The sequence below is a fragment of the Streptomyces sp. CNH287 genome (genome assembly GCF_000424825.1).
In genome coordinates, this window is sequence record NZ_AUKQ01000004.1 from 209,819 (window position 1) to 229,621 (window position 19,803).

Here is a 19,803-nt window from a genome sequence, read left to right on the forward strand (position 1 = left end):
GCCGACGATACGTGCCGTCAGTGCGCCTGTTCAGGTGCTTTACGCGGCAGCAGCCCTGACCCGACGCCGTCCACCCGGGTCATCAGGTCTCCGGTGTCGCGGGGCAGCAGCTTGTACGCGCCGAGCAGCGCGCCGCCGCCGAGCAGGATGTTGATGAGGAACATGGCGCGCCAGCCCAGGCCCAGCAGGTCGGCCTCGATGAGGAATCCGCCCAGCACCGGCCCGCCGACGGCGGACGCGCCGAGCACCGGACCGAAGGCGCTGAAGGCCTTGCCGAGCTGGTCGCGGGGGAAGACCGCCCCGAGAATGCCGAAGCCCTGCGGGATGAGCAGTGCGCCGAAGGCGCCCTGGAGCAGCCGGCTCACCACCAGGAACGTCGCGGAGGGCGCGGCACCGCAGGCCACACGCAGGGGCTGCACCCCACGGATCTGCAGTGCCTGAACCTGCTCGACCAGCAGGACGGTCCGCTGAGCACCGGCCGGATCGCGGAGCTGACCGGGCTGACCCCCGGCTCGGCGACGCGGCTGGTGGACCGGCTGACCAAGGGGGGCCTGGTCGAGCGGCAGCCGGACCCCAAGGACCGGCGCCGGGCGATGGTCGCCCTCGCGCCCGCCGCGCGGAAGCGCCTGTCCGAGTCGTGGGACGAGCCCGGTGCGGCCTACAACGAAGCGCTGGAGAGCTTCACGGACGGCGAACTGGCCGTCATCCGCGAGTACTTCCGCCGGACCTCGGCGGTGGGGCAGGCGCAGGCCGAGCGGCTGGGCGCAGCCCGGCCGGACGCCGCCGAGGACGCCGGGTAGTGCTGCCGGGCAGTGCTGCGGAAGGGCTTGTGAAACGGGGAACGCGTTCTTAGCATCACTGGTGTTACATCATTAGTGTCACAAGGTGCGGATGTCACGAGGGCTGGGGACGCGATGGCGACGGAGCACGGGCGGCGCGGCTCACCGGACGGGCCGCCCGGCGGGCCGCTCGACGGCGTGCGGGTGGTGGAGCTGGCCGGGATCGGGCCAGGCCCGTTCGCCGCCATGCTGCTGGCCGACCTGGGGGCGGACGTCGTACGCGTCGACCGCCCCGGCGGGCCCGCGCTGGGCATCGAGGCGGGGCAGGACCTGACCAACCGCAACAAGCGCTCGGTCGTCGTCGACCTCAAGAGCCCGGACGGCCCGGCCACCGTCCTCGGCCTCGCGGAGCGGGCCGACATCCTGCTGGAGGGCAACCGCCCCGGCGTCGCCGAGCGGCTCGGCGTCGGCCCCCGCGAGTGCCTCGCCCGGAACCCGAAGCTCGTCTACGGCCGGATGACCGGCTGGGGCCAGGACGGCCCGCTTGCCCAGCGGGCGGGCCACGACCTGGGGTACATCGCGGTCACCGGCGCGCTGGGCATGACCGGACCGGCCGACGGCCCGCCGTACGCCCCGGCCAACCTGCTGGGGGACTACGCGGGCGGCTCCCTCTACCTCGTGGTCGGCGTCCTGGCCGCGCTGCACCGCGCCCGCGCACAGGGCGGCGCGGGTCAGGTGGTGGACGCCGCGATCGTGGACGGCACCAGCCATCTGACGACCATGATCCACGGCATGCTGAACTCGGGTGACTGGCAGGACCGGCGCGGCGCCAACCTGTTCGACGGCGGCAGCCCCTTCTACGCCACCTACCCGACCGCCGACGGCGGCCACATGGCCGTCGGCGCCCTGGAGCCCCGGTTCTACGCGGAGTTCACCCGCCTGCTCGGCCTCGGCGACACCGTGCCGCCCCGCGAGGACCTCGCCCGCTGGGACGAGCTGCGCCAGGCCGTCGCCGACCGCTTCCGCAGCCGCACCCGCGACGAGTGGGCGCGCGTCTTCCAGGACTCGGACGCCTGCGTGGCCCCCGTCCTGGGACTGCGCGAGGCGCCCGGACACCCGCAGTTGGCGGCCCGCAAGACCTTCGTCGAGTACGAGGGCCGCACCCAGCCCGCGCCCGCGCCGCGCTTCTCCGCGACCCCGGCCGCGCTGCGGCGCCCGCCCGCCCGGCCGGGGCAGCACACCGCCGAGGTCGCCCGCGACTGGGACCTCCCCGCCCTCGGGCACCCCGGCGCCCCCGCCACCTCCCAGGACACGACGCCTCCCCCCGGGACCACGACGAAAGCGAAGTGAGCATGGAACGCCGGCTGTTCACCGAGGACCACGAGGCCTTTCGCCGCACCGTGCGGACCTTCCTGGCCAAGGAGGTCGCGCCGCACTACGCCCGCTGGGAGGCGGAGGGCATCGTCTCGCGCGAGGCGTGGCTGGCCGCCGGGCGGCAGGGCCTGCTGGGCCTCGCGGTCCCCCAGGAGTACGGCGGCGGGGGAGTGGAGGACTTCCGCTACGCGGCCGTGCAGGCCGAGGAGTTCGCCCGCGCGGGCGTGAGCGGACTGGCCGTCGGCCTGCACAACGACGTCATCGGCCCCTACCTCACCTCCCTGGCCACCGACGAGCAGAAGCGGCGCTGGCTGCCCGGCTTCTGCTCCGGGGAGACCATCTCGGCCATCGCCATGACCGAACCCGGCGCGGGCTCCGACCTCCAGGGCATCCGCACCGCCGCCGAGGACCGGGGCGACCACTGGCTGCTCAACGGCTCCAAGACCTTCATCTCCAACGGCATCCTGGCCGACCTGGTCGTCGTGGTGGCCAAGACCTCCCCGCAGGGCGGCGCGAAGGGCCTGAGCCTGCTGGTCGTGGAGCGCGGCGCGGAGGGCTTCGAACGGGGCCGCAACCTCGACAAGATCGGCCAGAAGTCGCAGGACACGGCGGAACTGTTCTTCACCGACGTACGGGTCCCCAAGGAGAACCTCCTCGGCGAGCGGGACGGCGCCTTCGGCCACCTGATGACCCACCTCGCCCAGGAGCGGATGACCATCGCCGTCGGGGCGGTGGCCGCCGCCGAATCGCTGCTGGAGATCACCACCGCGCACGTCAGGGAGCGCGAGGCGTTCGGCCGCCCGCTGGCCCGGCTCCAGCACGTGCGCTTCGAGATCGCCGAGATGGCCACCGAGTGCGCCGTGACCCGCGCCTACCTCGACCGGTGCATCGAGGACCACACCGAGGGGCGCCTGGACGCCGTGCACGCCTCGATGGCCAAGTGGTGGGCCACCGAACTGCAGAAGCGGGTGGCCGACCGCTGCCTGCAACTGCACGGGGGCTACGGCTACATGAACGAGTTCCCCGTCGCCCGCGCCTTCACGGACGGGCGCGTCCAGACGATCTACGGCGGCACCACCGAGATCATGAAGGAGATCATCGGGCGCTCGTTGCTCGACTGACCCGCCCGCCCGCCTGGCCCCGCCCACCGGCGCCGCCCCGCCCCGTACCCCCGAAAGGCTGCTGACCTTGACCACCGAAGCGTTCCTCTACGAGGCCATCCGCACCCCGCGCGGGCGCGGCAAGGCCAACGGCGCCCTGCACGGCACCAAGCCCATCGACCTGGTCGTCGGCCTCATCCACGAGCTGCGCCGCCGCCATCCCGGCCTGGACCCGGCCGCCATCGACGACGTCGTGCTCGGTGTCGTCGGGCCGATCGGCGACCAGGGCTCGGACATCGCCAAGATCGCGGCCATCGCCGCCGGGCTGCCGGACACGGTCGCGGGCGTGCAGGAGAACCGCTTCTGTGCCTCCGGTCTGGAGGCCGTCAACCTCGCCGCCGCGAAGGTCCGTTCCGGCTGGGAGGACCTGATCCTGGCGGGCGGTGTGGAGTCGATGTCCCGCGTTCCCCTCGGCACCGACGGCGGCGCCTGGGCGATGGACCCGATGACCAGCATGGAGACCGGCTTCGTGCCGCAGGGCATCGGCGCCGACCTGATCGCCACCGTCGAGGGCCTCAGCCGCCGCGACGTCGACGAGTTCGCCGCGCTCTCCCAGGAGCGCGCCGCCGAGGCGTGGAAGGACGGCCGCTTCGCCCGCTCCGTCGTGCCGGTCACCGACCGCAACGGGCTGACCGTGCTCGACCACGACGAGCACATCCGCCCCGGCACCACCGCCGAGACCCTCGCCGCCCTCAAGCCCTCCTTCGCCGACATCGGCGACCTGGGCGGCTTCGACGCCGTGGCGCTCCAGAAGTACCACTGGGTGGAGCGGATCGACCACGTGCACCACGCCGGCAACTCCTCCGGCATCGTGGACGGTTCGGCCCTGGTGGCCATCGGCAGCCGCGAGATCGGCAGCCGCTACGGGCTCACCCCCCGCGCCCGTGTCGTCTCCGCCGCCGTCTCCGGAGCGGACCCGACGATCATGCTGACCGGCCCCGCCCCGGCCACCCGCAAGGCCCTCGCCAAGGCGGGCCTGAGCATCGAGGACATCGACCTGGTCGAGATCAACGAGGCGTTCGCCGCCGTCGTGCTGCGCTTCGTCCGGGAGATGGGCCTGTCCCTGGACAAGGTCAACGTCAACGGCGGCGCCATCGCCATGGGCCACCCGCTGGGCGCCACCGGCGCCATGATCATCGGCACCCTCGTCGACGAGCTGGAGCGCCGCGACCTGCGCTATGGCCTGGCCACGCTGTGTGTCGGCGGCGGCATGGGCATCGCCACCGTCATCGAGCGCGTCTGAGTCCGCCCCACCCCCCTTACGGAGAACCAGAAACCATGGCCGAGCCCGCGAAGCCCACCCCGTCCGCGCAGCCCACCACCATCCGCTGGGAGCGGGACGGGACCGGTGTCGTCACCCTCGTCCTGGACGATCCCGGCCAGTCCGCCAACACCATGAACGCGGCGTTCAAGGAGTCCCTCACCGCCGTCGCCGACCGCCTCGAGGCCGAGCGCGACGAGGTGCGGGGCATCATCGTCACCTCCGCGAAGAAGACCTTCTTCGCCGGCGGCGACCTGCGCGAACTGATCGCCGCCCGCCCCGAGCACGCCCAGCACGTCTTCGACTCCAGCCTCGCGATCAAGCGCGACCTGCGCCGCATCGAGACCCTGGGCAAGCCCGTGGTGGCCGCCCTGGGCGGTGCCGCGCTCGGCGGCGGGCTGGAGATCGCGCTCGCCTGCCACCACCGCGTCGCCCTGAACGCCCCCGGCTCCAGGATCGGCTGCCCGGAGGCCACCCTCGGCCTGCTCCCCGGCGGCGGCGGTGTCGTCCGCGCGGTGCGCCTGCTGGGCATCGCGGACGCGCTGCTCAACGTGCTGCTCCAGGGGCAGCAGTACCGGCCGGCCAGGGCCGCGGAGGTGGGGCTGGTGCACGAGGTGGTGGAGACCGAGCAGGAGATGCTCACCGCCGCCCGCGCCTTCATCGACGCCCACCCAGAGTCCCATCAGCCCTGGGACCTGCCCGGCTACCGCATCCCGGGCGGCACCCCCGCCCAGCCCCGGTTCGCCGCCAACCTCCCCGCCTTCCCCGCGAACCTGCTCAAGCAGACGGCGGGAGCCCCCTACCCGGCGCAGCGCAACATCCTGGCCGCCGCCGTCGAGGGCGCGCAGGTCGACTTCGCCACCGCCGAGGTCATCGAGGCCCGCTACTTCACCGAGGTGGCCTGCGGCCAGATCTCCACCAACATGACCCAGGCGTTCTTCTTCGACCTCCAGGCCGTCAACTCCGGCGCCAGCAGGCCCAAGGACGTCGAGCCGCGCCCGGTGCGCAAGGTCGCGGTCCTCGGCGCCGGGATGATGGGCGCGGGCATCGCCCACGCCTGCGCGAAGGCGGGCATCGAGGTCGTCCTCAAGGACGTCTCGCGCGAGTCGGCCGAGGCGGGCAAGGCGTACTCCGCCGCGCTGCTGGACAAGGCGCTCGCGCGCGGGCGTACGACCGAGGCCGCGCGGGCGGCGCTGCTCGCCCGCATCACCCCGACCGCCGACCCGCAGGACCTGGCGGGCTGCGACGCCGTGATCGAGGCGGTCTTCGAGGACACCGCGCTCAAGCACAAGGTCTTCCAGGAGATCGAGGACGTCGTCGAGCCCGGCGCGCTGCTGTGCTCCAACACCTCCACCCTGCCGATCACCTCGCTCGCCGAAGGCGTCCGGCGCCCGGGGGACTTCGTCGGGCTGCACTTCTTCTCGCCCGTCGACAAGATGCCGCTGGTCGAGATCGTCCGGGGCGGCGACACCGGGGACGAGGCGCTGGCCCGCGCCTTCGACCTCGTCCGGCAGATCCGCAAGACGCCCATCGTGGTCAACGACTCGCGGGGTTTCTTCACCTCCCGGGTCATCGGCGGCTTCATCAACGAGGGCATGGCCATGCTGGCGGAGGGCGTGGACCCGGCCACCGTCGAGCAGGCCGCCGCGCAGGCGGGATACCCGGCGAAGGTGCTCGCGCTGCTGGACGAGCTGACGCTCACCCTGCCCCGCCGGATTCGCGACGAGACCCGCCGGGCGCTGGAGGCCGAGGGAGTCACGCTGCCCCGGCACCCCGCGGACACCGTGCTGGACCGGATGGTCGACGAGTTCGGGCGCACCGGCCGCAGCGGCGGCGCCGGGTTCTACGACTACGGTGAGGACGGCAGGCGCCTGGGGCTGTGGCCGGGGCTGCGCGAGCACTTCGGCCCGGCCGGCGGCGCCCCCGCACCGGAGGCGGTCCACCTGGCCGGGCTGGGCGAGCGGATGCTCTTCGCCGAGGCACTGGACTCCGTGCGCTGCCTGGAGGAGGGCGTGCTCACCTCGGTCGCCGACGCGAACATCGGCTCCGTCCTGGGCATCGGCTTCCCGGCCTGGACCGGCGGCGTCCTCCAGTACATCAACGGGTACGAGGGCGGCCCGGCGGGCTTCGCGGAGCGGGCCCGCGCGTTCGAGGCCGAGCACGGCGAGCGGTTCGCGGTGCCCGGGCTGCTGGCGGAGAAGGCCCGCACGGGCGAGCACTTCACCGACCCGTCCTGACCCCGGGCCCGTCCTGACCCGGGCTGTCCTGACCCGCACCGACCGCTGTGCGACGCCCCGGCTCCGGCACCGCCCGGAGCCGGGGCGCCCCGTCAGGTGGCCTCCGGCCCCGGCGCCGCCTCGTCGCCGCGCGCCCCCGGCTCCCCGCCCCCGCCCCCGCCCGCCGGGAACGCGTCGCGCAGTTCCTCCCGCAGCGAGCGCTGGAAGGCGGTGAGGAGGGCCTGCACCACCATCGGCTGCATGTGAGCGGAGAGGGACTTCATCGCCGCCACCTGCTCCGGGTCCGCCTCCTTCTCGCGGTAGGGGAACCACACCTCGTCCCGGAAGAGCCTGCTCAACTCGCGGGCCGCCGCCCGGGTGTGGTCGAGCACCACCTCACGGGCCGCGAGCAGCGTCTCCTGCGAGATGGGGACGTCCAGCAGCCGCACCCCGAGCTGGAGCAGGCCCGGATCGACCAGGAAGACGTCCGCGTCCGGGATGTCCTCGGCGGTGCCCTCCGCACCCCGTCCGGCGGGCTCCAGCACGTTCATCGCCGCGAGCCTGCGCAGGTCCTCGTCGGTCAGCTTCCGGCCGACCCGCGCCGCCAGCTGCTCCCGGCTCGCCTCGTCGACGGTGTCCGGCATCCAGGAGGCCACCAGGGCGCGGTGGATGGCCAGGTCGTAGGCGCTGATGTCGTCCGGGAGGCGCTGGAGGTAGCGTTCGATCGCGGCCAGCGTCATGCCCTGGCTCTGGAGTTCCTCGATCAGCGCCAGCCGGGAGAGGTGGTCGGGTCCGTAGCGGCCGACGCGGCGGGGGCCGATGGCCGGCGGTGGCAGGAGGCCGCGGGTGCTGTAGAAGCGGACGGTGCGGACGGTCACCCCCGCGCGGGCGGCCAGCTGGTCGACGGTCAGACTGTCCGCGTCTGCGTGCTGCTGCTCCATCGGCCGCGCCTCTCTTCCTGCCCACCGCTTCCGTCCGCGTTCAACAGTATTGCTGTCTCACCACTTCTGTGAAACCTGCGTGCGAAGGCACCGCGCCGACGCTGGCGTTGACCCGGGCGTCAAGGTCTATCGTCGAAGGCATGCGGATAGGGGAGCTGGCCGAGCGGGCGGGAGTGACGACGCGCACCCTGCGGTACTACGAGACGCGCGGGCTGCTGGCCGCCCGTCGTACGGCGAACGGATACCGGGCCTACGGCGAGGAGGACCTGCGGCTGCTGGAGCAGATCCGCACCCTCCAGGACTTCGGCTTCGGCCTGGAGGAGACCCGTCCCTTCGTCGAGTGCCTGCGCGCCGGGCACCCCGCGGGCGACTCCTGCCCGGCCTCACTGGATGTCTACCGCAGCAAGCTGGCGGAGCTGGACGAGGTCATCGCCCGGCTGGACGCCGTACGGCGCCAGGTCGGCACGGAGCTGGCGCGCGCTGAACTGGAGCGCGCCGGGGCCGAGCCGCGCTGCGAGTGGGGCACGCACGCAAGGGACGCGGACGAGAGGGCGGGACAATGACACGACGGACGGCCGAGGCCGTGACCGAGGCGAAGGCGGCCCCGGCACCGGGCGCAGCCGCGGTCACCGCGGTCACAGAGGTGACGGACGAGACCTTCGCGGCCGAGGTACTGGCGGCCGAGGTGCCGGTGCTGGTGAAGTTCACCGCCTCCTGGTGCCCTGGCTGCAAGATGATCGCCCCCGTGCTGGCGGAACTGGCCCCCGAACTGGCCGGCCGCCTCCGGATCGTCACCCTGGACGTGGACCGGAACTCGGTGACGCCCGCCGCCTACGGCATCATGGCGATGCCCACGTTGCTGGTCTTCCGCTCCGGCGAGCCGGTGAAGTCCCTGGTGGGCGCCCGCCCCAAGCGCAAGCTGCTCCGGGAGCTGGAGGGCGTGATCTGAGGGAGCGCGTGTGCGGGAGCGGCCACGAGCAGGCCGCTCCCGCACACGTTCCTCTGCCGAGGCGGTGTGCGGTCAGTGCTCGTGGTGGTGCGACGCCTGGATCTTGCGCCAGGACTTCGGCTCCTGCGGCGCGGTGGCCCCGGCGCGGTCCCCGCCGGCCGCCGCGGGCGCCTCCGGCCGCGAGGGCTGGTACAGCCAGGTGTCGAAGAACGCGCCGAGCTGGCGGCCGGAGACCTTCTCCGCATACGCCGTGAACTCGGCGACGGTGGCGTCACCGCCGGCGCGCTCCTCCTGCCAGCCCTTGAGGATCGCGAAGAAGTCCTCGTCGCCGATCTTGTTGCGGAGCGCCTGGAGGGCGAGCGCGCCCCGGTCGTAGACCGCCTCGTGGAACTGGTTCTCCGGTCCGGGGTCGCCCGGCCTGACCTTCCAGAACTCGTCGTCGGCCGGGTGCGAGGAGTAGATCCAGTCGGCCAGTTCCTGCGCCGTGCCCTCGCCCTGCTCCTCCGACCAGAGCCACTCGGCGTAGCTGGCGAAGCCCTCGTTGAGCCAGATGTCCTGCCACCGGCGCAGCGAGACGCTGTCGCCGTACCACTGGTGGGCCATCTCGTGCACCACGACGGAGACGTTGGCGCCGCGGGCGAACTGCCGCGGGCTGTAGAAGGGCCGGGTCTGCGTCTCCAGCGCGTACCCGGTGTCGGTGTTGGGCACGTAGCCGCCGAGCGCGTTGAAGGGGTAGGGCCCGAAGAGGCCCGCGAGCCACTCGGTCACCTCGCCGGTGCGTTCGAGGCTGGCGCGGGCGGCGCCCTCGTGCTTCCCCAGGTCCTTGCTGTAGGCGTTGAGCACCGGCAGGCCCTCGGCCGTCTCGTCGGTGGTGAAGTCGAACCGGCCGACCGCCAGCGTGGCCAGGTAGGTGGCCTGCGGCTGGTCCGAGCGCCAGGAGAAGCGGGTCCAGCCCGCTTCGGAACGGCGCGAGGTGAGCACGCCGTTGCTGACCGCCTCGTGGCCGTCCGGCACGGCCACGCTGACGTCGTACGTCGCCTTGTCGGTGGGGTGGTCGTTGCTGGGGAACCACCACCACGCGGCCTCCGGCTCGTTGGCCGCGACCCCGCCGTCCGGTGTGCGGTGCCACGAGGTGAAGCCGTCCACCTCCACCTCGGAGGGAGTGTCGGAGTAGCGCACGACCACGGTCAGGCGCTGCCCCTCGGCCAGCGGCCGGGCCGGGGTGATCTCCAGCTCGTGGGCGCCGGAGGTGGCGAAACCGGCCTTGCGCCCGTTGACCCGCACCTCCTGGACGTCGAGGGCGAAGTCCAGGTTGAAGCGGGACAGCGCCTGGGTGGCCTCGGCCAGCACGGTCGCGGTGCCGCTGAGGCGGTCGTCCTCAGGCTGGTAGCGCAGCCGCAGGTCGTAGTGCGCGACGTCGTATCCGCCGTTGCCGTAGTCGGGGTAGTAGGGGTCGCCCGCGCCCGGCGCACCCGGTGCCGGTTCCGCCGCCGATGCCGGGATCGCCAGCAGCAGGGCGAGGGCGAAGGCCGCAGGGGTGAGGTAGCTGTGGCGCACGAGTCCTCCAACTCCTTGGGGAAAGGATTCGCCGGGGCCCGCGCGGCCCCGTGAGGAGATGTCTACTCCCGGTAAGATCGCCATGTCCATGAAGCGCGGATGGCAGTCGTGTCACATCCGCCGGGGCGCCGTACGGACGAGCCGCGCGGCGTCCTGCGCGCAGCCCCAGGAGACGGTGATCCCCGCCCCGCCGTGGCCGTAGTGGTGCACTCGGACGCCGCCGTCCGCAGCCACCTCGCGCTCCAGCCGCACGGCGGGACGGTACGGGCGCAGCCCCACCCGGTGCTCCCGCACGGCCGCGTCCGCGAGACCGGGGCACACCCGCGCACAGCGGGCGACGATCGCCTCCGCCGTCGCCGGGTCGGGGTCGAGACCGAAGGCGCCGTCCTGCGCGGTGCCGCCCAGGATCAGCCCCCAGGGCTGCGGCAGCAGGTAGACCGGGGCGGCGGAGGCCGGGTCGGCCGCCACGTACCACTCCCGTACGCCCGGGTTCTCCACGATCACCAACTGGCCGCGTACGGGGCGCACCGAGGTGTCGGGCACCAGTTCGCGGGCGCCCAGACCGGTGCAGTTGACGACGACCGGAGCCTCCTCGTCCGCCTCCGCCAGTGAGCGGACCGCCCGCTGCTCGCACCGCCCGCCCGCCGCCTCCAGCCGCTGTCGCAGGTAGCGCAGATAGGCGGGAGTGTCGATGAGCGGGGTGACCGGCGGGCTGCCGGTGAGCGCCGTCCAGGCGGGCGGCGCCCAGCCGTTCTCCATGCGGCCCGCCACCTGCCGCACCCCGGTCCGCTCCGGGTCGCCCGCCAGCGCCGCGAACACCGCGAACGAGCGCAGCGCCCAGTCCAGGGCCGCCCCGGCCGGCTCGATCCGGTAGGGCCAGCACAGGCCGCCGGCCACGGCCGAGGTCGTCTCCCGCACCGGATCACGGCTCCACAGCCGGACCCGGGCGCCGCCTTCGGCCAGCACGACCGCCGTCGTCAGCCCGATGACGCCGCCGCCGATGATGAGCACCTCGCGCATGGCCGCACGTTAACGGCCGCGCCCCCGGCCGTCACCCCCGCCCGCGCTCCGGCTCCCCGTCGCGTACAGACCCTGCCGGGGACGGGCCGGGCCGAGTGCGTTCCCGGGCGGGCGTGCGGGTGGCGTACCAGACGGTGGCTACGACCAGGACGCTGCCGCCGATCTGCCAGAGCGTCGGCCGCTCCGCCAGCGCCACCACCCCGACCAGCACCGCCAGCACCGGCTGGAGGAGCAGCAGCGCGGCCCCGACGTTCGGTGCCAGCCGGGGGAGCGCGGCACCGATCAGCAGCCACGCCAGCACCTGCCCGACAAGGGCGAGTGCGGCCAGCCAGCCCCACGCGGCAGCGGTGTCCGGCAGCGTGATGCCCGTCCAGGCGCCGCCCAGCACGGCCGCCGCCGCAGCCGCCGCCGCGGTGGAGACGCAGACCGGCTGCACGGTGTGGCGCCGGCCGCCCGCCAGCCGGGTCAGGAAGAGGTAGCCCGCGTACGCGACGCCCGACGCGGTGCCGTACAGCACGCCGGTCACCGGGTCGCCGCCCCCGCCGGAGCCGCCCACCGCGCCGCCGGCCAGCGCCACACCGGCCAGCATCACCGGGATCGCCAGCAGGAACCGGCCCGGCAGCCGGGTGCCGGACACCAGGCGGGCCAGCAGCGGGAAGACGACGACCTGCACGTTGAGCAGCACGGCGGCGATAGAGGCGCCCAGGTTCAGGACGCAGGCCGACCACAGGACGAAGTCGATGCCCAGCAGCACCCCGGCCGCCGCGTCCAGCCACAGCAGCCGCCCCGCACGGGCCCCCACCCGCAGGTACTCCCGCACGGCGAACGGCACGAGCACCAGCAGCGCCAGGGCGCAGCGCAGGAAGGCGGCGGTCCCGGCGTCCGTGCCCGACAGCTTCACGAAGACGCCCGAGGCGGCGGTGCACGCCGCTCCCGCCGTCAGCAGCAACGCCGGGCCCCGCAGGTCGAGCGGGCCGCCGGGCGGCCCGGCGGAGGCGGCGGCAACACTGCGGCCGGGCGCGGACGCACGGAGGGGGGCGGAGGGCATGACCTCTACTGTGGGGGCCGGGAACGAGAAGTAAAAGCGATCTTTTGTGCCGGGTACCCGGTAGCGTCGCTACCGTGTTCAGCATCGACCGCCTCCGCGCTCTCTCCGCCGTCGCCGCCCACGGCTCGATCGCCTACGCCGCCCGCGCCCTGCACGTGACCCCCTCCGGCGTCTCGCAGCAGCTGGCCAAGCTGGAGCGCGAAGCGGGCCACCGGCTGCTGGAGCCGGACGGCCGCAGCGTCCGCCTCACCCATGCCGGGCGGGTCCTCCTCGCGCACGCGGACCGCGTACTGGCCCAGCTCGCCGACGCCGAGAACGACCTCGCCGACCTGCGCGAGGAGATCCTCGGACCGCTGCGGCTGGGCGCCGTCGGCAGCGCCATCCGCACCCTGCTGCCGGGCACGCTCGCCGCGCTCACCCGGGACCACCCACGGCTGGTCCCCACCGTGCGGGACGGCGAGGCCGTGGACATGCTGCCGCTGCTCCAGCCGGGCGATTTGGACCTGCTGGTCATCGAGAGCTGGAGCAACCGCCCGATAGCGCTGCCCGCCGGGGTCGCCCACCAGACGCTGGTCCGCGAGGGCGCGCGCGTCGCGCTCGCCGCCGAACACCCGCTCGCCGCCCGCGAGTCGGTCGACCTGGCCGAGCTGGCCGACGAGATCTGGGCCAGCTGCCCGCCGGGCACCGAGCCGCGCGAGGCGCTCGTGCAGGCCCTGCGGGCGCGCGGTGCGGAGCCCGAGGTCCGCTACACCGTCGCCGAGTACACCACCCAACTCGCACTGGTCGAGGCCGGGTTGACCGCAGCCCTGGTGCCCGCGATGGCCTACCGGCCCGCCCCGGCGGGCGTTCGGTTCGTCGACTGCGAACCCGCCCTGGAACGCCAGGTGCTGGCCGCCTGGCGCGCCGGGTCGCGCAGCCCGACGATCCGAGCGTGTCTTGCGGCGCTGGAGCGCCATGTGCTGTGCTGCTGACCATGGCCTCCACCAGTGCCCGTCCCCACCCCACGGTCCCGCTCCGTCCGATGACGGTTCCCGCTCACGAGGCGGAGGAGCGCGCCCGCGGCTTCTACGAAGTCATGTCCCAGCGCCGTACGGTCCGCGACTTCGACCCGCGCCCCCTGCCCGACGGCGTCCTCGACTGGGCGGTGCGCACCGCCTCCACCGCGCCCAGCGGCGCCCACGTCCAGCCCTGGCGCTTCGTCGCCCTCACCGATCCCGCCCGCAAGACGCGGCTGCGCGAGGCGGCGGAGGCGGAGGAGCGGGAGTTCTACGGGCGGCGCGCCTCGGCCGAATGGCTGGACGCGCTTGCCCCCATCGGCACGGACGAACACAAGCCGTTCCTGGAGATCGCGCCCGCCGTCCTCGTCGTCTTCGAAGTGCACAAGGGCCCGCACTCCCCGCGGCCCTACTACACCAAGGAGTCCGTCGGCATCGCCGTCGGCCTGCTGCTGGCCACCTTGCACCAGGCGGGCCTGGCCACCCTCACCCACACCCCCAGCCCGATGCGCTTCCTCAACGAGATCTGCGACCGCCCCAGCGAGGAGCGCGCCTCCTACGTCATCCCCGTCGGGTACCCGGCCGCGGACGCCCGCGTCCCCGACCTGGAGCGCAAGCCCCTGGACGAGGTGCTCATCCGCCTGTGAGCAGCGCGGCCCGTGCCGTTGACGGTCCGCCTCCGTGGAGGGCCAGGCGCTCCAACAACCCCCCCCAGGCAACGGCGTTGGAGATGCGCGTGCGGGAATGGGCCGCGGGCGGACCGCCTGCGCGCGAGGGCTCCCACACGGCCTCATCGGACGGAAGCCCCCGCGCAGAACCATCACCCTACGTCATTCCCTGCCTACGCAAGGGCCTGCGGCAGATTTCCCCGCCAGCCAACTCCCGTCCCCTGCATGGCGGTTCGGCGGCCGAGCCGCCCGGCGCGACCCGTCACGAGTGGCCGGATCGCGCCGTGCCGTCCCATGGGCTTCAGCCCTTGCGGGCCACCAGCGCGTAGCCCAGCGAGTCCGTGGCGGGGGGAAGCGGCTCGGGCACGGTGTCGGGGGCATGCCACCGCTCCACCGGCACGATGCCGGGTTCGATCAGGTCGAGACCGTCCACGAGGCCGGCCACCTCCTGGAGCGTCCGGTGGTAGACGGCGGGCATGCCCGCCGCGCGGTACACGGACTCGGCCCGGGCGCTGGCCTCCGGTACGTAGTCCGCCGTGGCGTGGGTCATCGTCAGCGCGCTGCCGGCGGGCAGGGCGTTCATGAACCGTCCGATCACCGCGTGCGGGTCGCTGTCGTCCCCCAGGAAGTGGATCACCGCGTTGAGGCACACCGCGACCGGCCGCGTCAGGTCCAGCGTGTCCGCCACCGCCGGGGCGCGCAGGACCTCCTCCGCCTGGAGCAGGTCGCCCTCCAGCGTGGCCACCCGCCCCTCCGGGCCGCTGATCAGCTGGGCGCGGCAGCGCAGGACCGCGTTGGGGTCGTTGTCGACGTGCACGACGCGCGCCGCCGGTGCCACGGCCTGCGCCGCCTCGTGCAGGTTGGCGCCGGTGGGCTGGGGCAGCCCGGCACCGAGGTCGAGGAACTGGCGGATGCCCTCCTTCGCGAGGTAGGCGGGCGCCGCGAGCACGAACCGGCGGTTGGCCCGCACGGATTCGCGGATGTTCGGCAGGATGGCGACGATCTTCTGCGCGATGTCGGCGTCCGTGGGGTAGTGGTCCTTGCCGCCCGACCAGCTGTCCCACGCGCGCGAGACGTTGGGGCGTGCGGCGTGCGGCGCCTGCTGCGGGCGGCCGGAGTCGGCGTCGGCGGGGCCGGTGGTCGGATCGGGCAAGGCGTCTCCTGTGGGCGGCCGGTGGCTGTCGGTGTTCCGGCGGGATCTCAGCGTGTCCGCCCCCGGCCGCGGACGGCAGCCCCGATCCGGCCACGTCCGGGACACCCCGGCCATCGCGACCGCTCCGACCGGCCGGCCCCGCCCGGCGCGGCGGATAAAGAGGGGCGCGCGGCCCGCCGTCTTCGCTAGGATCACCGCCTCATGTCTGCCACTCTCGTCGCCAAGGATCTCGCCGCCGGTCACGGCGACCGTGCGCTCTTCGCCGGGCTCGACCTCGTCGTCGGCCCGTCCGACGTGATCGGGCTGGTCGGTGTCAACGGCGCGGGGAAGTCCACCCTGCTGCGGATGCTCGCCGGGCTGACGGAGGCGGAGGAGGGCACCGTACGGCTGAGCCCGCCCACCGCGACCGTGGGGCATCTGCCCCAGGAACCCGACCGCAGGCCCGGCGAGACGGTGCACGGCTTCCTGGCCCGGCGTACGGGCGTCGCGGCGGCGCAGGCCGCGCTCGACGCGAGCACCGAGGCACTGACCCGGGAGCGGCCGGGTGCGGAGGACGCGTACGCGCTCGCGCTGGAGCGCTGGCTCGCGCTCGGCGCCGCGGACCTGGCGGAGCGGGCCGCCGAGGTGACCGCGCAACTCGGCCTGGACACCGGGCTCGACCGGGAGATGACCGCGCTCTCCGGCGGGCAGGCGGCGCGCGCCTCCCTGGCGTCACTGCTGCTCAGCCGCTACGACGTCTTCCTGCTGGACGAGCCGACCAACGACCTCGACCTGGACGGCCTGCGACGGCTGGAGACGTTCATGGCGGGCCTCCGCTCCGGCACGGTGCTGGTCAGCCACGACCGCGAGTTCCTCACCCGCACGGTGACCGACGTCCTCGAACTCGACCTGGCCCAGCAGCGCGTGCGTCTCTTCGGCGGCGGCTACCAGGCGTACCTGGAGGAGCGGGAGCGCGCCCGCCGCCGGGCCCGCGAGGAGTACGAGGAGTACGCCGACACCCGCGCCGGGCTGGAGGCCCGCGCCCGTACCCAGCGCGGCTGGATGGACAAGGGCGTGCGCAACGCGCGGCGCAAGATGAGCGACAACGACAAGATCGGCCGCAACGCCCGGATCGAGACCACCGAGAAGCAGGCGGCCAAGGCGCGCCAGACGGAACGCCAGATCGAACGGCTCGAGGTGGTCGAGGAGCCCCGCAAGGAGTGGGAGCTGCGGATGGACATCGCCGCCGCCCCCCGCTCCGGCGCGGTCGTGGCGACGCTGCGCGCGGCCGAGGTGCGGCGCGGCGACTTCCGCTTCGGCCCGGTCGACCTCCAGATCGACTGGCGCGACCGGGTCGCGGTGACGGGGGCGAACGGCTCGGGCAAGTCCACCCTGCTGGCCGTACTGCTGGGGCGGCTGGAGCTGGACGCCGGAGCCGCCGCCCTCGGCTCCGGTGTGCTGGTCGGCGAGGTGGACCAGGCGCGGCGGCTGTTCTACGGCGACGAGTCGCTGCTCGACGCCTTCGGAACCGCCGCCGCGCTGGAGCCTGCCGAGGCCCGTACGCTGCTGGCCAAGTTCGGGCTGGTGGCCCGGCACGTGCTCCGCCCGGCCGCGACCCTCTCGCCCGGCGAGCGCACCCGTGCCGCGCTCGCGCTGCTCCAGGGGCGCGGGGCGAACCTGCTGGTGCTGGACGAGCCGACGAACCACCTCGACCTGCCCGCCATCGAGCAGCTCGAATCGGCGCTGGCCGCGTACGAGGGGACGCTCCTGCTGGTCACCCACGACCGCCGGATGCTGGCGGCGGTGCACACCACGCGCCGGATCGAGCTGGCGGAGGGCAGGGTGCGGGAGCACCGGGCGGACTGAACCACACGTGGTCGCACGCGCGGTCGTCTCCGCGCCGCGGTGGGTCAGGCCTGTGCGCGGGCCGCCTTGCGAGCCGCGCGCGCCGCGAGCCGCTCGTCGAACTTGGCGGCCTCGCCGTCCAGGCCGCTCATGAACAGGCCCAGCTCCTCCTGCGCCCGCAGCCCCTCCGGCCCGAGCCCGCCGATCTGCATCACCTTGAGGTAGCGCAGCACCGGCTGAACCACGTCGTCGTGGTGGATGCGCAGGTTGTAGACGCCGCCGATCGCCATCCGGGCGGCGGCGCGCTCGAAGCCCGGCATGCCGTGACCCGGCATCCGGAAATTGACCACGACGTCGCGCACCGCCCGCATGGTCAGGTCCGGGGCGATCTCGAAGGCCGCGGCCAGCAGGTTGCGGTAGAAGATCATGTGCAGGTTCTCGTCCGCCGCGATGCGGGCGAGCATCCGGTCGCAGACCGGGTCGCCGGACTGGTGGCCGGTGTTGCGGTGAGAGATGCGGGTGGCCAGCTCCTGGAAGGCGACGTAGGCCACCGAGTGCAGCATGCTGTGCCCGTTGTCCGACTCGAAGCCCTCGGACATGTGCGCCATCCGGAAGCGCTCCAGCTCGTCCGGGTCGACGGCGCGGGAGGCCAGCAGGTAGTCGCGCATGACGATGCCGTGGCGGCCCTCCTCCGCCGTCCAGCGGTGGACCCAGGTGCCCCAGGCGCCGTCGCGGCCGAATATCGAGGCGATCTCGTGGTGGTAGGAGGGCAGGTTGTCCTCGGTGAGGAGGTTGACCACCAGCGCGATCCGGCCGATGTCGGTGACCTTGGACTGGTCGGGCGCCCACGCCTCGCCGTCCAGCGGACCGTCGAAGTTGCGGCCGTCGCTCCAGGGGACGTACTGGTGCGGCATCCAGTCCTTGGTGACGGCCAGGTGGCGGTTCAGCTCCTTCTCGACCACCTCCTCCAACGCGTAGATCAGACGGGCGTCCGTCCACTCGTCCGTACCTGCGTGCTGGTGGGTGGTGAGGCTCACGGCGGCTCCTGACAACGGGGACGGTGGGGCACGGGGGTGCGCGGGCGGGCCTCGGGGAAGGCGCCACCTACGGTGCCGTAGGTTACGATACCGTAGGTTGAAGCCGCAAAAAAAGGCAAGGCCGGAGCCCTGACCAGCGACTACATGCTCCCGCAGGACACCGTGGTCCGCATGTCAGCAGACCCGGAGGGCCGGCGCCCCTGCCCGATGAGCACCGGGTGGGACGAAGACCAGCCCTGCGCACCCGCACCGCCCCCCCCGGCGAGCGCGGCGCGGCGGCGGACACGCGCATCCCCGGAACAAGTGGTCGCCGGCGGGCGCCGGGCGCGATCGGGGGCCGACCGGCGAAGTGCCCGAGGGCGGGACGTCCCTCGCCGCGGCTGTGGACGCGGAGGTCGGCGTAGCCGCCTTGATCGATCGGCCGACTTCGGCTACGGCGAATTCCTCGCACGCGTCCACGGCTGCGGGCTTCATGGCTACGCTGTCTGCATGACAGGCTGGCAGTCCGTACGGCCGACCGCCGATCCGTCCGTGCGGTAGGCCGCCGGCCGCCGCCGGCCGGGGCCGTCTGCCGCGTACCCGGTCCGGCCTGCCGTCCAGGTGCAGACCCGCGACCGGTGGCCTGGAGGAGGGCTCGTACGTCTGCCCGGCGCGGGCGGCGGGGCTGTCGGCAGGTCCCGGCCTCCGGCAAGCGCCTCACCCACACGAGGTTCACGAGAAGTTCATCGGAGAGCAGCAGGTACGGCCCGGCTCCCACGGCCGCGGCACGTACGTTGCGGGCCCCTCGGCGGCGAGCCGTACGGAGTCGCCGAGCACGCCGCCGCCCCTTCGTCGGCCTCGCGCCCGGGCTGTGACTCCCGGGGTGCGCCGACGGCGCCGCGTGGCCCCCGTCCTTCGCCCGACCACGGCAGCTGCCGGACCTGTTCACCCCGGGCACCGCCCTCACCTCCGCGTGCCGCCGCGCCGGCGGAGCACTCGTGCTCCTTCCGGAGCGCCGTCCCCGGCCCCCCGAAGGGGGCTCGTCGGACCTGCTGCCGGACGTCTCGGAACCGTGTTGCCGCGGGCGGCAGCCGAGGCCCGCGGACCCGCTTCCGCAGAGTCGGCGCTACCCGAACGACGCCGATAATCGCGTCTACTGCACCCGGCCGCGGCGGCCCAGGGGCACGGTTCGAGCGCCGCGCCGAGGGGCTGTCCGTAAGATGAGAAATCTCTCCTTTTTGAGCAGACGGGCCGAATCCGGCGGCACACTGACCGGATGTCCTTCGGGAAGTTAGCTGCGCTTTTCGCTTCGATTCTCGTTCTCGCGACCACGGGAGTGGCTGTCGGGCACGGCTTCGCCAGTGATCGTCCGCCCAATCTGGGGCAGCCGGTCGTCGTCCAGGGTGACGAGGCCGCGCTGCGCCACGCACCTTCCGCTTTTCTGGCCCAGTCCGCGTCGGCACTGATCCGCACGATCGAAGGCTCCTCCTGCGAACGCGCCCGCCCGAAGCCTTCGCTGTCGCCCTCCACCGAGGCGACCGAATCGGTGACCGGCGGCAGTCCCGTGCCCGCCCCGTCGCCGCCGCGCAGCGACGCGACGATCTCGCCGGACCGCGACGAGCGCGACCGCCGCCTCCCCACCACCACTGGCGAAGTCGTCGGCGATGACGACACCGAAGACGACTCCGAAGACGACTTCGAAGAGACCGATGACGCCGACGACGCCGACGACGCCGACGACGCGTTGGGCGACGAGAGGGGAGACGAGGACATATCCGAGACCGATCGGGAGGGGTGAGCGGTGCCTGGGCGCACCCTGAGCGCCAGATCGCGCATCGTGGG

Annotated in this window: 18 protein-coding genes; 11 read left to right on the forward strand and 7 right to left on the reverse strand. The window is 73.7% G+C overall.

The annotated features are described in order from the left end of the window. Positions 1-17: 17 nt before the first annotated feature. Positions 18-419 (reverse strand): MFS transporter, encoded by a 402-nt coding sequence (locus H299_RS0103885; RefSeq protein ID WP_027747338.1) that lies wholly within the window; start codon positions 417-419, stop codon positions 18-20. Between the two features lie 24 nt (positions 420-443). On the opposite strand from H299_RS0103885, the gene H299_RS38005 reads away from it, so the two are divergent. From H299_RS38005 to H299_RS0103910, 5 genes are all read left to right on the forward strand, one after another. After that, positions 444-800: a MarR family winged helix-turn-helix transcriptional regulator gene (locus H299_RS38005; protein ID WP_486587167.1), complete on the forward strand. Its 357-nt coding sequence runs from the start codon at positions 444-446 to the stop codon at positions 798-800. 114 nt (positions 801-914) lie between these two features. After that, positions 915-2,129, forward strand: a complete 1,215-nt coding sequence (locus H299_RS32045) for a CaiB/BaiF CoA transferase family protein (protein WP_051262105.1) — start codon at positions 915-917, stop codon at positions 2,127-2,129. Between the two features lie 2 nt (positions 2,130-2,131). After that, complete coding sequence (locus tag H299_RS0103900) at positions 2,132-3,274, forward strand: acyl-CoA dehydrogenase family protein (RefSeq protein WP_027747339.1); 1,143 nt, start codon at positions 2,132-2,134, stop codon at positions 3,272-3,274. A 67-nt stretch (positions 3,275-3,341) separates the two neighbouring features. Beyond that, on the forward strand, positions 3,342-4,556 hold the full coding sequence (locus tag H299_RS0103905) for an acetyl-CoA C-acetyltransferase (RefSeq protein ID WP_027747340.1): 1,215 nt from the start codon (positions 3,342-3,344) through the stop codon (positions 4,554-4,556). 35 nt (positions 4,557-4,591) lie between these two features. Then, positions 4,592-6,811: a 3-hydroxyacyl-CoA dehydrogenase NAD-binding domain-containing protein gene (locus tag H299_RS0103910; protein WP_037757676.1), complete on the forward strand. Its 2,220-nt coding sequence runs from the start codon at positions 4,592-4,594 to the stop codon at positions 6,809-6,811. Between the two features lie 92 nt (positions 6,812-6,903). Here the strand turns inward: H299_RS0103910 and H299_RS32050 are convergent, their stop codons facing one another. Next, positions 6,904-7,731 (reverse strand): MerR family transcriptional regulator, encoded by an 828-nt coding sequence (locus tag H299_RS32050; RefSeq protein ID WP_051262106.1) that lies wholly within the window; start codon positions 7,729-7,731, stop codon positions 6,904-6,906. A gap of 140 nt (positions 7,732-7,871) precedes the next feature. Here H299_RS32050 and H299_RS0103920 point away from each other — a divergent pair, with 140 nt between their 5' ends. Both H299_RS0103920 and H299_RS0103925 read left to right on the forward strand, forming a co-directional pair. Then, the gene (locus H299_RS0103920) at positions 7,872-8,294 is read left to right on the forward strand and encodes a MerR family transcriptional regulator (protein ID WP_027747342.1); all 423 of its coding nucleotides are present in this window, start codon (positions 7,872-7,874) and stop codon (positions 8,292-8,294) included. Beyond that, positions 8,291-8,680, forward strand: a complete 390-nt coding sequence (locus H299_RS0103925; protein WP_078512446.1) for a thioredoxin domain-containing protein — start codon at positions 8,291-8,293, stop codon at positions 8,678-8,680. Before H299_RS0103920 ends, H299_RS0103925 begins: the two co-directional genes overlap by 4 nt. A gap of 72 nt (positions 8,681-8,752) precedes the next feature. Here H299_RS0103925 and H299_RS0103930 read toward each other — a convergent pair whose 3' ends face one another. The 3 genes from H299_RS0103930 to H299_RS32055 form a co-directional block, all read right to left on the reverse strand. Beyond that, positions 8,753-10,237 (reverse strand): M1 family metallopeptidase, encoded by a 1,485-nt coding sequence (locus H299_RS0103930; RefSeq protein ID WP_027747344.1) that lies wholly within the window; start codon positions 10,235-10,237, stop codon positions 8,753-8,755. A 111-nt stretch (positions 10,238-10,348) separates the two neighbouring features. Further along, complete coding sequence (locus H299_RS0103935; RefSeq protein WP_027747345.1) at positions 10,349-11,257, reverse strand: FAD-dependent oxidoreductase; 909 nt, start codon at positions 11,255-11,257, stop codon at positions 10,349-10,351. Between the two features lie 31 nt (positions 11,258-11,288). Next, positions 11,289-12,305, reverse strand: coding sequence for a DMT family transporter (locus tag H299_RS32055; protein WP_078512447.1), 1,017 nt, complete (start codon positions 12,303-12,305; stop codon positions 11,289-11,291). 74 nt (positions 12,306-12,379) lie between these two features. Here H299_RS32055 and H299_RS0103945 point away from each other — a divergent pair, with 74 nt between their 5' ends. Both H299_RS0103945 and H299_RS0103950 read left to right on the forward strand, forming a co-directional pair. Further along, the gene (locus H299_RS0103945; RefSeq protein WP_027747346.1) at positions 12,380-13,276 is read left to right on the forward strand and encodes a LysR family transcriptional regulator; all 897 of its coding nucleotides are present in this window, start codon (positions 12,380-12,382) and stop codon (positions 13,274-13,276) included. Between the two features lie 50 nt (positions 13,277-13,326). Further along, entirely contained in the window at positions 13,327-13,947 is a 621-nt protein-coding gene (locus tag H299_RS0103950; protein ID WP_486587139.1) for a nitroreductase family protein, read from the forward strand. Positions 13,948-14,269: 322 nt separating this feature from the next. Here the strand turns inward: H299_RS0103950 and H299_RS32060 are convergent, their stop codons facing one another. Beyond that, the gene (locus H299_RS32060) at positions 14,270-15,121 is read right to left on the reverse strand and encodes an SAM-dependent methyltransferase (RefSeq protein ID WP_051262107.1); all 852 of its coding nucleotides are present in this window, start codon (positions 15,119-15,121) and stop codon (positions 14,270-14,272) included. 201 nt (positions 15,122-15,322) lie between these two features. Here H299_RS32060 and H299_RS0103960 point away from each other — a divergent pair, with 201 nt between their 5' ends. After that, a complete protein-coding gene (locus tag H299_RS0103960; RefSeq protein WP_027747348.1) occupies positions 15,323-16,966 on the forward strand; it encodes an ABC-F family ATP-binding cassette domain-containing protein in 1,644 nt (547 codons plus the stop codon). 44 nt (positions 16,967-17,010) lie between these two features. Here the strand turns inward: H299_RS0103960 and H299_RS0103965 are convergent, their stop codons facing one another. Further along, positions 17,011-17,982: an acyl-ACP desaturase gene (locus H299_RS0103965; protein ID WP_027747349.1), complete on the reverse strand. Its 972-nt coding sequence runs from the start codon at positions 17,980-17,982 to the stop codon at positions 17,011-17,013. Positions 17,983-19,237: 1,255 nt separating this feature from the next. On the opposite strand from H299_RS0103965, the gene H299_RS39460 reads away from it, so the two are divergent. After that, positions 19,238-19,759 carry a hypothetical protein gene (locus H299_RS39460; RefSeq protein ID WP_027747350.1) on the forward strand — a complete coding sequence of 174 codons (522 nt, stop codon included), beginning with the start codon at positions 19,238-19,240 and terminating at the stop codon, positions 19,757-19,759. Positions 19,760-19,803 lie beyond the last annotated feature (44 nt).